The sequence below is a fragment of the Pseudomonas sp. PS01303 genome, assembly GCF_029959385.1.
GTDB classification, from domain to species: Bacteria; Pseudomonadota; Gammaproteobacteria; order Pseudomonadales; family Pseudomonadaceae; genus Aquipseudomonas; species Aquipseudomonas rustica.
On record NZ_JASCPK010000067.1, the window covers coordinates 1 to 16,116 of the forward strand.

Sequence of the window (16,116 nt, forward strand, 5' to 3'; positions counted from 1 at the left end):
GCTGATGATGTCGCCTGAGCTGTCCAGTTCGAGGGCGCAGGAACCGAGATGATCATTGAGGCTGTAGCGGTATTGATCGTTGGCGATGTCTTTCGGCGGCTCGGATTCCCAATGCAAAACCCGCACGCTGCTGCGTCCGGCTTGAACGGTGATCACCTGCAACGCTTCCCCCGTTCCGCTGTGGGTGCGTAACTCCAGACCTGGCAGATAACGAACTTCCGAAATCAGCGTTCGGGCGTTGGTTTGCGCAGAGCGCACTTTACGAACGCGCATACCGTCGGCGCCGTAAACGTAACCCTCACGGTCCTTCGCCACGGGTCTGACTTCGCGCAATTGGTTGCGCAGATCCCAACGCAAAACCTGCCCCGGTTGAAGGTTGAGCAAATTGCCGTTGGCATCGAAGCTTTTGCGAAAGTTCTCTTCGCTCGGTTCCACGCCATTGAGCACCGGCAAACACCGATTGCTCTGCGCAGCCGCCACCAGTCGATGACCGTGACTTTGCGGCCCGTCATGCGTCAGTTCCAGCAGGTTTCCGCCACGGTCATAGCGGTAGGATTGCGAATAGTTGGCGCACGACGCCGGATCGTCAAACCTCGAAAATGTCGGACCTTGATTAGTACCTCCAGCCTCCCATCCCGTCGTGTTGATCAGCTGATAGAGGCTGTCGTAAACGTAGCGATTAACCGGCTCAACCCGCTGATTAGCAAAGTAGCGAACGGGCAGGGCGGCGTCTTCGATGCTGAGCACGTTGCCGACCGGGTCGTAGACGTAACGCAAATCTTGCAGAGCGTCGCTGCCACGTTTGGCCTGCAACCGCGAAAGCCGACCGTCGTCAGCTGCGTATTCCAGCGAGGTGATCACGCCGTTGCCGGCCGTCTCCTGCTCTGTCTGACCGTGGGCGTTGTACTGAATGGCGCAGACCAAAGTTTTCGCTGCAGTATCCTTCGCCAATAGCAAACGAACCTCGCGCAACGGGCCGTCAACAGTGTGGCTGAACATCTGCCGGTTACCTCTGGCGTCGGTTTGTTCGATGGCCTCGCCCAGCGGGTTAAACCGTGCGCGGGCCGTGAACCCGGCACCGGGCTCAAGCAACGTGTCTCGCTCGGAAATGGGCTCCGGCCAGTCGGGAGATTCCAGCGTCTGCAAAAAATGGCGGGTCAGTTGTAGCACTTCACCCGCAAAACCGAACTGCTCGAACAATTGCGTACCTGCGGGATCATCGTGGCGAATCAGTTGTCCGCACTGGTTACGCGCGGAAAATGCCGGATCGTCGTCGCCATAGGCAAAACGCTCGGTGCACAACAACTCGCCATCAACCCCCTGCTCAAACACCGCCAGCGGTCGAACCTGATCGTCATATTCCGTCCTGCGCTGACGCCCCCGACCATCCCATCCCGACACAGTCTGATCGGCCCCACCCAATAAACTGACTTGCCACCCGGCATCGACGCTGAGACTGCTCAACACTTTCCCTGACAACGAACAGATCGACGCAAGATTGGCAGGTGCCGAAGCATCCGCCATCAACCGCGGATCCCGCTGCGCCACCAGACGACCAGCCGCATCATGTTGCTGAGTCGTTACCCGCGCCTCAGGCTCGCTGAGATCCTGGCGCCAATACGCAATCTGCCGCACCGGCAAGCCACGGCTGTCGTTCGCCGTCAATTGTGGGGTTTGCGTATCAAGCCAAGTATTCATATGAACGGAAATTTTTTGCGCGGTTGTTCCGGCGGCGGTTCAAACAAATCGTTCTCATCAAACGCCACGCTGCACCAGATCCAGTACCACGTCTCCCGCCGTAACGGCTTCATTTGCGGCGGAATACCCTGGAGCATGTTTTTCGCCAGTATGGTTTCGGTCGGGCGACCGGCCGCATCGTAAAACTGCTGATCATGGAAGGCATGCACGCGCATTGAATGATCGTTGATGTAGCGCGGTTGATCGGCAAAGTAGGGTCGGTAGATGCGTACTTTTTCGCTCTTGTTGTTGTACTCGACCGGCTCGCTGACACGCCAGCGGCGTGGCACATCGGCCTCGACAGGCTTGCCGTCGGAGTCGAGGATTAACTCACCGTTTTCCCCGACCTGCCACGACTTGCCTGGCTCGACTTCCTGTTTGGTTTGCAGCGACCGACCGAAGCCGTCCCAGCAGGCGATGCTGACCCGCACTTGCATCTCCGGGTCACCGGGGTAGCGGTCAGCCAGCATCGTGACGGCGTGTATCGGTTCGCGGTGGGCTGCGTCGAGTTGTTGCTTGAGGATCGTCTCGTTCGCGTCTGGGGCTTGCACGTCAGCAATATGCTGCCGCGCTCTGTCGCAAAAGTGCCCGCTGGGCAAGATGAATCCTTCACGTCTGGCCCAGGTCAGCCATTCTGCGGAGGGCGGTGTGGTGCGTGAGACGCGCCCCATCCAACTGAAAGGATCGCTGAAGCCGACACTGGCGAAATTGCCGATGGCTTTTTTCGGGTCGGCAATGGCAATCGCCGGGTGGCGGTCGGGAGGCGCGACGTAGGTTTCCAGTCGATCAAAACCCACCGGCAGGCCTAATTCCGTGCCGTGGAAACTGGTGACCAACACTTGGCCTAATGCGTCGTAACGCGCCTCTTGAATATTGCGGTTGGCGTCTTCGATGGCGGCCGGCAGAAAGCTCCGGTAATCCACATCGAGCGTGCGGGTGGTGCAGCCATCGGGCAGGGTGACGGCATTGGTCAGGCACCAATAGTCGTCGTAAAAGACCTGGGTCTCACCGTGGCTAAGGGTTTCGCGATACTTCTGGATGTTAAAAAAACCATCCAGCGCGTGATAGGTGGGGAAGCCTTTACGCACCGACCACAGGTAATTTTTTGCATCGTCCGGATCGGTCGGTGGGGTGTTTTTCACTTCAGGCAGGAACAGATCCATGATGTGGTAACCGACTTCCGGTGACTCGAGTTTTTCTTTCAGGTTGAAGGGCATGTTGCCCTCGGCGTCCTTGAGTTTGTCGTAAGCGCTGAGGGCGATGGCATCCAGCTCCGCCGTTTCTATGTAAGCAGGCAAGCCTTCGAACGTCGCTTGGCCGGGTGCAAGGGGCTGGTTGTTGGCGGGGTTCATGTAGAGCTGCATCGACAAGCCTGTGAGCACTGATTGTTTCGCCCACGCGCCGTCGTCGGCGCTTTGTTGCAGAATATACTCATGGCTGATGTTGGCGGCGGTGAGCGCCGGCTTGTCGAGCACCAGTGCGTTGCCGCGCGCCTGATAGGGCAGGCCAAGGCGCCAGGCTTCTGGATTTGGCAGGTGAAGGTGCAGCGCTTTGGTTTGCGTCAGGTACCACTTTTGTTGGGCATCGTCGTGGGCATCCTTCCACCAGGTTTGGTGATATTCGTCGCTGAACGGCGGTGTATCGCTCAAGGTTTTGCGCCGTGCGTAGTGCACGGTAAAGCCATGAATGACGCTGCCGTATTCATCCCATTCCAGATTCAGTGTGTGCTGACATAGCGGGTCATCGGCGATGTCTGGCTCGTATTGATAACTGATCGATTCCAGGTCAAGCGGCTGCAGCACCGCGTAAGGATTGTGCTCACCTTTGGGCCGCAACACGCGCACGGCGACGCGGCTTTCCTGAACAGCGTAAGGCACGGCAGTGGCGGGATCGTCGTCTGCGGCGTAGACCTCCGAGCGCAGGACTCTGCCGCTCAGGCAGCGGGCAATTTCGCGCTGGAGGTCTTCGTCTGGTGACTCGATGGGTTGCGCCGCGTGATCGTGTAGCAGCGTGGGTTGCAGGGCTACCGCAGACGGGTCGCCCGTGTAATAACCGTCGCGGGAAGGGTCGATATCCTCGCCGGTGTGGAACCAGGTTTTGCTCAGGATCGGTGCGGTGAAACCGGCGGTTGCGCGTTCGGCTTGCGTCGCTTCGGTATCGGTCTGCGTGAGCAGGCGAAAGCCACGGAACTCGCGCTCGAAGCGGTCGTAATAACCGCCGCGATAACTGAAACCCTGCGTCAGCGTGTTGCCGGTGATGTCATCGTGCTGGGTCTGCTGCTTGACCACATGCAACGCCATGGGCAATTGGGAGATCGGGTTTTCGATGCCCGCCGCGTGTTGCTGGTTTTTTTCATCCAGCCATTCCTGCGCCGAACTGCGGTAGGTCACGCCGCTGCTGGAACCCATGTTGTTGCAGGTGCGGTTGACCAGATACGGCTTGGCTTTGACGAAATCGTAGCGCCAGTGTCGAGGGGCCATGTACGGCACCGTCACGATCAGGCTTGAGCAACCCAGCCCTTGCAGGTCGGCGGTGCTGACCTGGGTAAGTCGGTCGTAAAGCACGCCTTCGGGCCACGGCAGGTCGACACTGCTTTGCTCGAATCCACTACCGGCGTGGTTCATGAACACACGCAGACGCTTGGGTTCCAGGTAGATCAGATCGGCCGCGCCGGAGCCGTCGATATCGGCCAACAGAACCTGTGCCGCATTGAACTCACTGTAGGTGAACGGCAGCGCGCACAGCACAAACCCTTTGCCGAAGCGCCCGCGCCCCAGATTCGGCCAGACTTTGACTTCGTTGTGGCGGATGCGCACCAGATGCTGCTGGCCACTGCCGAGCAGGTCGGCGAACGCGACCACTTCGGTTTGCGTATGCAGCAATGACGGCAGCTCATCGTCGTCACCGTCGGGCAATTTATAACGATGAGGCACGTCGACGCCGTCGGCGAACCCGTGCTCGCGGCGATTGGCATACAGACGCACGCTGTTGGTGCCGATCAGTGCGAGGTCGCTGAGGCCGTCGCCGACCAGATCGGTCAGGCGTGACATTGAATGCAGGAATTCGTTGGGGAACGCCTTGAAGGGAACGTAGTTTGACCAGTCGCGATCCGGGCCAAGGGTGAAAAAGCCGTGCATACCGGGCATGGCGATCACCCAGTCGAGCTTGCCGTCGCCCGTCAGGTCGGTCAGCGATTGGTGAATCGCTTTGCTGCTGTCGGCCACCGGAATGTTTTCGAGCCGTTTCCAGTCGCTGTAGCAGACGTCGTCGCCGCCACTGTCGCAGCGCAATGGTTCGCGGTAATACCACGCTTGATCATAACGACACAGCACCCCCGGCAGGCCTTCGCCATACAAGTCGACCAGTTGATAGAACTGGCCGTCATTGAGTCCGGGCATGTCGGGAAACTGTGCCCAGCCCGGATGCTTGGGGTCGAGCTCGCAAGCGTTGTAGCCGAACTCCATGGGCGGGCGACTTTCGACCTGACCGAGTGCGTCATACGCTTGAATGTGCGCGGCAGTCAGATGGTTGTAGCCGAGCGGGTTGGCCCGGTGCTCGAGCAACAGGCGCTGCACCAGCACGGGCGTATCGCCGAGTTCTTTGGGGAAGTGATGAAACATCAGCACTTGCCGGCACAGGCGCTGGGTGCCCAGTTCAAAGCCGTAGCTGTAATTCCAGAAGGGATCGCTGCGTACAGGCCACGGTTGTGTTTCTGCGTAGGTGGGGGCGGTTTCCAGGGTAGTGCTGCGTTCGCCGTAATCGAACAGTAAATGGAAGTGCCATTGCTCGGCTTTCCAGCTGTCGGTGACCCAGGCGTACAGGTGCGGATGGGCCTTGGCGTTGCCGTAATACACGCACTTGAGGTAGCGCTGCGCACGGTAGTCGCGCAGTTGCGGCGGGGCGGGGGCGTCAGTTTCCGCTTTGTATTGGTAGACGATGTGCTCGCCGCGCGTGTTGAGGCTTTCGTCGATCATCCACGCGCCGACGCGCAATGGATCGGCCGGGTCGGCTCGGCGTGAGTCGGGAGTTTTGCCGTAGATATGCAGGCTGCCATCGGCACCGTGAATCAGCCAGAACCCGCTGGCGTCGGTGGCGGTTGACCAGTGCTCGATGAGGCTGAAAGCCCCTTCAACTCTCGGCCAATAGCGCACCACCTTATGCTGTACGCCCAGATCGATGCCGTTGTAGCGCATGACGTTTCTGGAGATGACGCTGCCGTCGCCGTCACTGCGCTCGGGCATCCACATATCGCCGCCGGGGCCGGTGACAATATCGTTGCCGGTGTAGGCCGGAACGCCCTTGGTTGTGCGCAAGGTGATGGCGTTGGCCGTCAGATGCCAGCCGATTCCGAACGGGCTGTTGCCGACATCACTGCTGTAACCCAGCCCAAGCGCCGGGGCAGAACCACGGCCGGGGGAAATCGGCAGGGGCAATTCAAGCGATGCCGCGCCGGTGGTGCCGACGCCGCCCCAACCCTTGCCGATGCTTTGAATGGCTCCGCCCATTTTGGGCAGGGAGGGAGTGTTGATCTGCATCGTTGACTGTTGCTGCGGTTGCTCACTCATAGCGAACCGCCGTTGCGTCTGGCCGTGAAACGTATGTAAGCGATGATGGAGGTGGCGACGGCCATATCAGTGAATCTCCCTGCCAGATGGTTGGCATCGATAGGATGCCCGGCGGGTTAACGCTAGCGGTAAAGACTGGCGGTGTAACCTGTCAGACCTGACAGGGTGGTGCAGTTTTCTTAGATCAAATTCGCTCAACAGATAACCGATTTATTGCAAAACCTTGTAGGAGCTGCCGCAGGCTGCGATCTTTTGGTTGTGTCTTTCAAGATCAAAAGATCGCAGCCTTCGGCAGCTCCTACAGGTTTTTCGTGTTTCACAGAGTAAAAAAAGGCGCCCCGAAGGACGCCAAAAAATTCACCTCTTTCCAAAGGAGCAAGGAGCTTCTAAAGGTGAATCTGATCGCTCATGAAACTCACAGAATCGCCAGCGGGTATTCGACGATCACCCGCACTTCTTCCAGATCGGACTCGAACGCTGTGGCGCGGGTCGTGGCCTGACGCAAACGCAGTGACAGGTCTTTCATCGAGCCGCTTTGCACCACGTATTTGACTTCAACATCGCGCTCCCAGCGCTTCTGATCGGTGAGCGGATTACCCTCCGCGTCGCGGCGCATGTACACAGCGTTGGCGTTGGAATAATCAGCATCGGTGCCGCGACCATAACGGGTCATGAACGACAGACCCGGCACGCCGTACGGGGTCATGTCGAGGTCATAGCGCACCATCCAGGAACGTTCTTTGGGCGAGTTGAAGTCGCTGTACTGGATGGAGTTGTCGAGGAAGATCGAGTCGGACTGGCGCAGGTAATCGAAGTCGTCGTTGCCGTTGTTGCGCTGGTGGGAGAGGGCGAAGGAGTGGGCGCCGAGTTTGACGCCGACGCGGCCGCTCCAGATGTTGTTGTCGAATTTGCCGAGCAGTTGTTTGCCCTCGTCGACGGCCTTGTAGTAGTTGAGGTCGCCGAACAATGACAGGTCATCTGCCAATGGATACGTCCATGCGGTGCCGGCGTAGTACTGATTCCAGGCGTCCTTGAGGCGGCTGGAATACAGGCTGAACGTGAGGTTTTTGTTCAACGCGTAATCGCCGCCACCGTAGGCGATCCACGGCGAATTGACCGGGCCGGCGTAGAAGGTGGCGAAGTTATCGTTGAGGTCGCTGGAGGTCGGTTGGCTCATTGCATGCAGTCGACCGCCCTGTACCGACAGGCCTTCGATACTGGTGTTGATGGCTGTCACGCCTTTGAAACTCTCGGGCAGCAATCGCGAGTCACCAGCGGCGACCACCGGGGTGGCAGGGAACACATCGCCGACCCGTACGATCGTATCGAACGCGCGCACTTTGGCGGCGCCGCCGAATTTGGTGTACTCGTCCTGCGCCCGGCCATCGCTGTTGACCGGCAACACGTCGAAGGAGCTCCGAGCGCCGTTACGGCCGTCACCGGTGTCGAGTTTCAGGCCGATCATGGCAAACGCATCAACACCGAAGCCGACAGTGCCTTGAGTGAATCCGGATTCGAACTTGCTGATTACTGCGTGCGCCCAGGCTTCGGAATAGCCATTGCCGGTAGGGCTGGACTGGCCGTTGCGGTGATCACGATTGAAGTAGTAGTTGCGGTTGAGGACGGTGAGGCTGCTGCCATCGATAAAGCCTTCGGCTTTTTCCTCCGCCACTACCATGGATGATCCGGCGCTGATCGCCACCGTTAAAGCGGCCATCGATATTTTTGTAGGGTTAAGCATCAGTCACTCCTGGAGTTCGGCAGAACGGGAACGTGCTTCGGCGTGAGTTTTATTGTTCGACGGGCGAGGGCCCGCCGGCATGGTCGCCGGGTGACATCGTTGCAAGCTGCGGATAACGCCAAGGTGATGAGGGAATTACAATTTCGTCATGTGGACTGGGAGGTTTCGTCTAGCTCAAGGTTGCGAGTTGATCGATGGTTTGCGGAAAGCGCTCAACCAGTCGGATGAGGGTGGTGGCTTGGGCGTTAGGTGTCGCGCGTCCTTGTTCCCAGTTTTCGAGCGTGCGGGTGTTAGTGCGCAGATACATCGCGAATACTGATCGGGAAAGGTTGAGTTGTTGACGGATGGCGACGACCTCTTCAGCCGTAATCGGTACCAGTTTCGGCAGCTGAACTTTGTGGGTGTGTAGCGTTATTTTGCCTTGGCGCTCGTCAGCAAGGGCTTCCAGGCCGTCCATCAATTCAGAAAAAATGTCACGTTTCATATTGGGTTCTCGTGTTGAGTTCTTTATCCAGCGTTTGTCTGAAAAGTTTTTTCTGGGCAGGCGTCAGATTGTCCTGTTCGTTCTTGTTGTAAACGGTGAAAAGCCAAAACTGGTCGTAACCGGACCACCAGTAATAGATCACCCGCAAACCACCACGCTTGCCTTTGTTTCTGCGCTGGTCGGAAAAACGAATTTTGCGCAGCCCTCCGGTTTCTTCTATGAGGTCGCCTGCTTCCGGGTTTTTCAGCAATTCCAATTGGAAGCTGCGAAACAGCTCATCGTCCAGATAATCGTCTCGATGCTTCTGAAACGCAGGTAGTTCGATAAAAAGAGCATCCATTTTTTGTACGCTTCCTGCGTATAGTGTTATCTCGATAAGCGAATTGGTCAAGGCCTGCTGGCCTTGCTCTTCGCCCCTTTTTCAACGGTAGACGTCGGTCGTAAAATCACCTGTAGGACGAGTAGACGGGAGAGGTAGGATCGTTCGACTGATCTGTGAAGAGGCTTCGCAACTCACGTGTCAGAACAATTCGCAGCAGTGTCCAGCACCGAATAGCGATAGCGGCGGGGTGTCAGGCTGTGAAGAGGTTGAATGTGCCGATGCCTTCGCGAGCAGGCTCACTCCCACAATGATCCCGGATGGCCGCAGAATTTGTGCACAACACATAACTTGTAGGAGCGAGCCTGCTCGCGAAAGCGGTGGGTCAAGCAATGAAGATATTGAATGTGCCGACGCCTTCGCGAGCAGGCTCACTCCCACAATGATCCGGGATGGCCACAGAATTTGTGCACCACACATAACCTGTGGGAGCGAGCCTGCTCGCGAAAGCGGTGGGTCAAGCAATGAAAATGTTGAATGTGCCGTCGCCTTCGCGAGCAGGCTCGCTCCCACAATGATCCGGGATGGCCGCAGAATTTGTGCACGACACATAACTTGTAGGAGCGAGCCTGCTCGCGAAAGCGGTGGGTCAAGCAATGAAGATGTTGAATGTGCCGACGCCTTCGCGAGCAAGCCCAGCTCCCACAATGATCCGGGATAACCGCAGAATTTGTGCACCACACATAACCTGTGGGAGCAGAGCTTGCTCGCGAAAGCGGTGGGTCAGGCAATGAAAATGTTGAATGTGCCGACGCCTTCGCGAGCAGGCTCACTCCTACAATGACCCGGGATGACCACAGAATTGGTGCACGACACATAACCTGTGGGAGCGAGCTTGCTCGCGAAAGCAGTGGGTAAGGCAATGAAAATGTTAAATCCCACAAAAACAAAAACGGCACCCGAAGATGCCGTTTTCATGTGTAGCCAGCCGAGCAATCAGCCCGCCAGACCCGCCTGCTGAACCAGTGTCAGCAATGGCTGCGGGTACACACCCAGGAAGAATGCGACCAGGGCGATGGCCAGCAGCATCACGCCACCTGCCTTCTGTTCCCAGTGCAGCTGGGCGTCGTGGCGACGCAGGTTTGGTTCGATCAGGTACAGGGTGACCATCACGCGCAGGTAGTAGAAGACGCCGATGGCGCTGCCCAGAACCAGCGAACCGACCAGCCACCATTGGTGCGCTTCAACACCGGTGGCGATGATGTAGAACTTGCCGATGAAGCCAGCGGTCAGCGGGATACCCGCCAGCGACAGCATCATCACGGTGAGTACGGCGGTCAGGTACGGACGGCGCCAGAACAGGCCGCGGTATTCGTACAGGGCGTCCGCGTCACGGCCGTTGTACGGCGAGGACATCAGGGTGATCACGCCGAAGGCGCCGAGGCTGGTGATCACGTAGGTGACCAGGTACACGCCAATGGCTTCCACCGCCAGACCCTTGCTCGCCACCAGCGCGATCAGCAGGTAGCCGAAGTGCGCGATGGACGAGTAACCGAGCAGACGCTTGAGGTTGCTCTGGGTCAGGGCCAGCAGGTTACCGAACAGGATCGAGGCGATGGCGATAACGGTCAGCACGTCGCTCAGTACGCCACTGCTTGCGGCAGGGGAGATCTGGAACAGACGCACCATCACCGCAAACACTGCTACCTTCGACGCAGTCGCAAGGAACGCGGCCACCGGCGCCGGAGCACCTTCGTAAACGTCCGGCGTCCACAGGTGGAACGGTACCAGCGACAGCTTGAACGCCAGACCGATCAGCATCATGCCCAGGCCCAGTTGTGCCAGCGGGCTAGGCAGACCTGTCGCGGCCAGTGCCTGGCCGATACCGGTGAAGCTCAGGGAACCAGCGTCAGCGTAGAGCAGCGCCATACCGAACAACAGGAACGCGGAACCGGCAGCCGACAGCACCATGTACTTGATGCCCGCTTCCAGCGAACGCTTGTTGAAGAAGGCGTAAGCCACCAGACCGTAAACCGGTACCGAGAGCAGTTCCAGACCGATGAACAAACCGGCCAGGTGCTGCGCGCTGACCAGAACCAGACCACCGGCGGCGGCCATCAGGATCAGCAAGTACAGTTCTTCACGGTTGCCCGGGTAACCCGAACCGCCATCACCCAGATAGGCGTGGGCGAGGGTAACGCAGGCGAGGGTGGCGACCAGGATCAGCGCCATGTACAGGCAGGCAAACGAGTCGATCTGCAGCAATGGGGTCACGGCCAGAGGCGCGACTTTCAGGGCAGGCAGGATCGACAACAGGGCCAGGTTCAGACCCGCCACCGAAATCAGGAAGGTCTGCGAGTGGTTGCGGCGCCAGGCGATTGCCAGCATCACCACGATAATGGTGAGGCTGGTGATCAACAGTGGCGCAAGCGCAATAAAGTGTTGAATCGTGAATTCCATAGCGCTCTTACCGGGCCGAAGCGAGTTGAGTGAAGGCGGTGCCGAGCCACTGCTGAACGCCATGCATCGTGGCGGCAGAAGTGTCGAGGAACGGTTGCGGGTAGACGCCGATGTAGATCAGCAACACCGCAAGGCCTAGCACCATGATCAGTTCGCGAGCGTCCATACCGTGCAGGATCGAATCCGATTTCGCCGGGCCGAAGTAAGCACGGTGGATCATGATCAGCGAGTAGACCGAACCGAACACCAGACCGGAAGTGGCAATCGCAGTAATCCACGGCCAGCTCGCGAAGGAGCCGATCAGGATCAGGAACTCACCGACAAAGTTACCGGTACCCGGCAGACCCAAGGACGCGGCTGCGAAGAACAGGCTGATTGCCGGCAGGTAAGCGATACGCGACCACACACCGCCCATCTCACGCATGTCACGAGTGTGCAGACGCTCGTACAACTGACCGCTGAGGATAAACAGTGCCGCCGCCGACACACCGTGCGCCAGCATCTGGATCACTGCACCTTGCAGGGCCAGTTGGCTGCCGGAGTAGATGCCGATCAACACGAAACCCATGTGGGAAACGGACGAGAAGGCGATCAGACGCTTGATGTCGGTTTGCGCGAACGCGAGGAACGCGCCGTAGAAGATCCCGATCAGACCGAGGGTCATGGCGATCGGCGCAAACTCGGCCGAGGCATTCGGGAACAGCGGCAGGGCGAAACGCAGCAGACCGTAAGCAGCGGTTTTCAGCAAGATACCGGCGAGGTCGACGGAACCTGCAGTCGGCGCCTGGGCGTGAGCATCAGGCAACCACGAGTGGAATGGTACAACCGGCAGCTTGACCGCGAAGGCGATGAAGAAGCCGAGCATCAGGATGTACTCGGTGGTCATCGACATCTTGGTTTTCAACAGGTCGGCGTAGTTGAAGGTAATCACGCCAGTGTTGTTGAAGTTGACCAGCACCAGACCGAGGATCGCCACCAGCATGATCAGGCCGGACGCCTGAGTGAAGATGAAGAACTTGGTCGCCGCGTAGATCCGGGTTTTCTTGCCGTCCGAAGAACTGTGACCCCAGAGCGCGATGAGGAAGTACATCGGCACCAGCATCATTTCCCAGAAGAAGAAGAACATGAACAGGTCGAGGGCGAGGAACACGCCGACAACGCCGCCCAGGATCCACATCAGGTTCAGGTGGAAGAAGCCAACGTGACGTTGAATCTCTTTCCACGAGCAGAGTACCGAGAGGATACCCAGCAGACCGGTCAGCAGGATCATCAACAGCGACAGGCCGTCGAGGGCCAGGTGTACGCTGATGCCGAAACGCGCGATCCAGATGTGCTTGAACTCAAGCGCCCAGGTCGGATCGGCGCCAGGCGCCGGGGCAAATGAATAGTCACCATGGGCCCACAGCCAGAGGCCGAGGGCGAGTTCCAGGGTCATGGTCAACAGCGCAATCCAGCGCGGGAGGGTAGCGCCGAAGCGCTCACCCATCCAGCACAGCAGGCCGCCGATGAAGGGGATCAGGATTAGCCAAGGCAGAATCATGACGGGCTCGTTTCCTTTCGCAAATTCGCAAGGTTCATATCAGACCGCTACCAGCACGATGGCGCCGATAACCAGCACGGCACCAGCAGCCATCGAAGCAGCGTACCAACGCAGTTGACCGGTCTCGGTGCGGCTCAGGGCGGTGTGACCACCCTTGGCCATACGCGGGATCAGACCGATGGTCTGGTCGAGCGGGTCTTTGCGCAGTACGTGGCTGATCGCCAGGTAAGGCTTGACGAACAGTTTGTCGTAGATCCAGTCGAAGCCCCAGGCAGCGAACCACCAGGCCGAAAGGAAACGGCCGATGCCGCTGTTGGCGATCGCAGTGACGAAGCGACGCTTGCCGAGGAACAGCAGCGCTGCCAGCAGGATACCGGCCAGGGCGATGGCGCCCGACGCGATTTCCAGACTGTGCTTGGCTTCGCCACCGGCATGGCCAACGCTTTCTGGCAGTACGCCGTGCAGTGGCGGAACGATCATCGCGCCGATGGCGGTGGACAATACGATCAGCACCGACAGCGGCAGCCAGTGAGCGATGCCGTGACCGGCGTGGGCTTCGGTCTTGGCTTCACCGTGGAACGTGATGAAGATCAGGCGGAAGGTGTACAGCGACGTCATGAACGCGCCGACCAGACCTGCGTAGAGCAGACCGTGGTTGCCGCTGGCGAACGCTTCCCAGAGGATTTCGTCCTTGGAGTAGAAGCCTGCGGTGACCAGTGGCAAGGCAGCCAGTGCCGCGCCGCCGACGATGAAGCTGGCGTAGGCCAGTGGCAGTTTTTTCCACAGACCGCCCATCTTGAAGATGTTCTGCTCGTGGTGGCAGGCAACGATCACCGCACCGGAAGCAAGGAACAGCAGGGCCTTGAAGAAGGCGTGAGTCATCAGGTGGAAAATCGCGCCATCCCAAGCACCAACGCCCAGCGCCAGGAACATGTAGCCGATCTGGCTCATGGTCGAGTAGGCGAGGATACGTTTGATGTCGGTTTGAACCAGCGCGGCGAAACCGGCCAGTACCAGCGTCACACCACCGACGATGCCGACCAGGTGGAGGATTTCCGGCGCCAGGGTGAACAGGCCGTGGGTACGGGCGATCAGGTAAACACCGGCAGTAACCATCGTTGCGGCGTGGATCAGTGCCGAAACCGGAGTCGGGCCGGCCATCGCGTCCGCGAGCCAGGTTTGCAGCGGCAGTTGTGCCGATTTACCGACTGCGCCACCCAGCAGCATCAGGGTCGCCAAAGTGATCCAGAAGTCACCGATCTGGAATTTCTGCGGTGCCAGCACCAGCAGTTCCTGGATGTTCAGCGTGCCCACTTGCTGGAACAGGATGAACAGGCCGATGGCCATGAACACGTCGCCGATCCGGGTCACGATGAAGGCTTTGAGTGCGGCGTTACCGTTGTTGCGGTTGCTGTAATAGAAACCGATCAACAGGTACGAGCACAGGCCCACGCCTTCCCAGCCGAAGTACAGGAACAACAGGTTATCGCCGAGTACCAGAAACAGCATGCTGGCGATAAACAGGTTGGTGTACGAGAAGAAGCGCGAGTAACCCGCTTCGCCGCGCATGTACCAGGACGCGAACAGGTGGATCAGGAAACCGACGCCCACCACCACGCCAAGCATGGTGATCGACAGGCCGTCGACGTAGAGGGCGAAGTCAGGCTTGAAGCCTTCGACCGCCATCCACTTCCACAGCACCAGGGTGTAGTGACCGCCTTCGGGTGGCGCGACGTTGAATTGCCAGATGACGTAAGCGGCGACAATCGCCGACAAGCCAATGGAACCCACGCCGATCAGCGCCGAGAGGTTTTCCGACCAGCGTCCACGGGAGAACGACAGCAGCAGGAAACCGATCAGAGGGAATACGAAAGTCAGAAAGATCAGGTTCATCCGCGCATCTCACTGGCAGCGTCGATATCGAGCGTATGGAAGCGGCGATACAGTTGCAGCAGGATCGCCAGACCAATACTGGCCTCGGCAGCTGCAAGGCTGATCACCAGGATGAACATGATCTGTCCATCCGGCTGGCCCCAACGGGCGCCCGCAACAATGAACGCCAGTGCAGAGGCGTTCATCATCACTTCCAGACTCATCAACACGAACAAAATGTTGCGGCGGACCATCAGGCCGACCAGACCAAGGCAGAACAGGATGCCGGCGACGGCCAGTCCATGTTCGAGAGGGATAGCAGGCATGACTTACTCCTTCGCCTCGTTACGGCCCAAATGGAACGCCGTGACGGCTGCAGCGAGCAGCAGCATCGAGGCGAGTTCGACCACCAGCAGGTACGGGCCGAACAGGCTGATGCCCACGGCTTTCGCGTCTACGGTGGTGTGGCCGATGGCCTGACCGCTCTGGTGAGCGAACAGCACATACAGCAGTTCGGCCAGTAGCAGCCCGGCGAGAATCACCGGCCCTGCCCAGATACCGGGCTTGAGCCAGGCGCGTTCTTGCTGAACCGCGGCGGGGCCGAGGTTGAGCATCATCACCACGAACACGAACAGCACCATGATGGCGCCGGCGTAGGCGATCACTTCCAGCACGCCGGCGAACGGTGCGCCGAGTGCGAAGAAGGTCATGGCCACAGCAATCAACGAGATGATCAGGTAGAGCAGGGCGTGCACAGGATTGGTGTTGGTGACCACACGTAGCGTGGCCACAACAGCGATACCCGATGCGAAATAGAAAGCGAATTCCATCGTTCTTCCTTAAGGCAGCAAGCTCTTCACGTTGATCGGTTCGGCTTCGTTCTGTGCGGAGCCTTTCGGCTTGCCAGCGATTGCCATACCTGCAACACGATAGAAGTTGTAATCAGGGTTTTTGCCGGGGCCGGAGATCAGAAGATCTTCTTTCTCGTACACCAGATCCTGACGTTTGAACTCGGCCATCTCGAAATCCGGTGTCAGCTGGATTGCGGTGGTCGGACAGGCTTCCTCGCAGAGACCGCAGAAAATGCAGCGCGAGAAGTTGATACGGAAGAAGTCCGGGTACCAGCGACCGTCTTCGGTTTCAGCTTTCTGCAGCGAGATGCAACCCACCGGGCAAGCCACGGCGCACAGGTTGCAGGCAACGCAACGCTCTTCGCCATCGGGGTCACGGGTCAGGACGATACGACCACGGTAGCGTGGTGGCAGGTAGACCGCTTCTTCCGGGTATTGCAGGGTGTCGCGCTTGCGAAAGCCATGGCCGAAGACCATGACCAGGCTGCGCAACTGGGTACCAGTACCCTTAACGATGTCGCCAATATATTTGAACATGGGTCAAATC

Annotated in this window: 10 protein-coding genes and 1 pseudogene; all 11 read right to left on the bottom strand. The window is 58.8% G+C overall.

Features of this window, described 5'->3' with window-relative positions; all coding sequences use genetic code 11:
• Positions 1-1,698: pseudogene (locus QMX93_RS17995) on the bottom strand (RHS repeat protein); the annotation flags it as partial.
• On the bottom strand, positions 1,695-6,302 hold the full coding sequence (locus QMX93_RS18000; RefSeq protein ID WP_282357482.1) for a SpvB/TcaC N-terminal domain-containing protein: 4,608 nt from the start codon (positions 6,300-6,302) through the stop codon (positions 1,695-1,697). The gene QMX93_RS18000 and the pseudogene QMX93_RS17995, both read right to left, overlap by 4 nt.
• A gap of 415 nt (positions 6,303-6,717) precedes the next feature.
• Positions 6,718-8,043, bottom strand: coding sequence for an OprD family porin (locus tag QMX93_RS18005; protein ID WP_282357484.1), 1,326 nt, complete (start codon positions 8,041-8,043; stop codon positions 6,718-6,720).
• A gap of 169 nt (positions 8,044-8,212) precedes the next feature.
• A complete protein-coding gene (locus QMX93_RS18010) occupies positions 8,213-8,527 on the bottom strand; it encodes a transcriptional regulator (protein ID WP_282357488.1) in 315 nt (104 codons plus the stop codon).
• Positions 8,517-8,867: a toxin gene (locus tag QMX93_RS18015; RefSeq protein ID WP_282357490.1), complete on the bottom strand. Its 351-nt coding sequence runs from the start codon at positions 8,865-8,867 to the stop codon at positions 8,517-8,519. The genes QMX93_RS18010 and QMX93_RS18015 overlap by 11 nt, the downstream gene beginning before the upstream one ends.
• A 975-nt stretch (positions 8,868-9,842) precedes the next feature.
• On the bottom strand, positions 9,843-11,306 hold the full coding sequence (nuoN, locus tag QMX93_RS18020) for an NADH-quinone oxidoreductase subunit NuoN (protein WP_159813898.1): 1,464 nt from the start codon (positions 11,304-11,306) through the stop codon (positions 9,843-9,845).
• Between the two features lie 7 nt (positions 11,307-11,313).
• Positions 11,314-12,846: an NADH-quinone oxidoreductase subunit M gene (gene nuoM / locus QMX93_RS18025; RefSeq protein WP_008082846.1), complete on the bottom strand. Its 1,533-nt coding sequence runs from the start codon at positions 12,844-12,846 to the stop codon at positions 11,314-11,316.
• Between the two features lie 39 nt (positions 12,847-12,885).
• Positions 12,886-14,739: an NADH-quinone oxidoreductase subunit L gene (nuoL, locus tag QMX93_RS18030; RefSeq protein ID WP_282357497.1), complete on the bottom strand. Its 1,854-nt coding sequence runs from the start codon at positions 14,737-14,739 to the stop codon at positions 12,886-12,888.
• Positions 14,736-15,044, bottom strand: a complete 309-nt coding sequence (nuoK, locus tag QMX93_RS18035) for an NADH-quinone oxidoreductase subunit NuoK (protein ID WP_003223790.1) — start codon at positions 15,042-15,044, stop codon at positions 14,736-14,738. Before nuoK ends, nuoL begins: the two co-directional genes overlap by 4 nt.
• A 3-nt stretch (positions 15,045-15,047) precedes the next feature.
• Entirely contained in the window at positions 15,048-15,548 is a 501-nt protein-coding gene (gene nuoJ, locus QMX93_RS18040; protein ID WP_008082850.1) for an NADH-quinone oxidoreductase subunit J, read from the bottom strand.
• A gap of 9 nt (positions 15,549-15,557) precedes the next feature.
• Entirely contained in the window at positions 15,558-16,106 is a 549-nt protein-coding gene (gene nuoI, locus QMX93_RS18045) for an NADH-quinone oxidoreductase subunit NuoI (protein WP_007920177.1), read from the bottom strand.
• Between the last annotated feature and the right edge of the window lie 10 nt (positions 16,107-16,116).

Bases quoted from the DNA above. Each gene is read 5' to 3' on its own strand.
- QMX93_RS18000 (WP_282357482.1), bottom strand. From the start codon at position 6,302: ATGAGTGAGCAACCGCAGCAACAGTCAACGATGCAGATCAACACTCCC.
- QMX93_RS18005 (WP_282357484.1), bottom strand. From the start codon at position 8,043: ATGCTTAACCCTACAAAAATATCGATGGCCGCTTTAACGGTGGCGATC.
- QMX93_RS18010 (WP_282357488.1), bottom strand. From the start codon at position 8,527: ATGAAACGTGACATTTTTTCTGAATTGATGGACGGCCTGGAAGCCCTT.
- QMX93_RS18015 (WP_282357490.1), bottom strand. From the start codon at position 8,867: ATGGATGCTCTTTTTATCGAACTACCTGCGTTTCAGAAGCATCGAGAC.
- nuoN (WP_159813898.1), bottom strand. From the start codon at position 11,306: ATGGAATTCACGATTCAACACTTTATTGCGCTTGCGCCACTGTTGATC.
- nuoM (WP_008082846.1), bottom strand. From the start codon at position 12,846: ATGATTCTGCCTTGGCTAATCCTGATCCCCTTCATCGGCGGCCTGCTG.
- nuoL (WP_282357497.1), bottom strand. From the start codon at position 14,739: ATGAACCTGATCTTTCTGACTTTCGTATTCCCTCTGATCGGTTTCCTG.
- nuoK (WP_003223790.1), bottom strand. From the start codon at position 15,044: ATGCCTGCTATCCCTCTCGAACATGGACTGGCCGTCGCCGGCATCCTG.
- nuoJ (WP_008082850.1), bottom strand. From the start codon at position 15,548: ATGGAATTCGCTTTCTATTTCGCATCGGGTATCGCTGTTGTGGCCACG.
- nuoI (WP_007920177.1), bottom strand. From the start codon at position 16,106: ATGTTCAAATATATTGGCGACATCGTTAAGGGTACTGGTACCCAGTTG.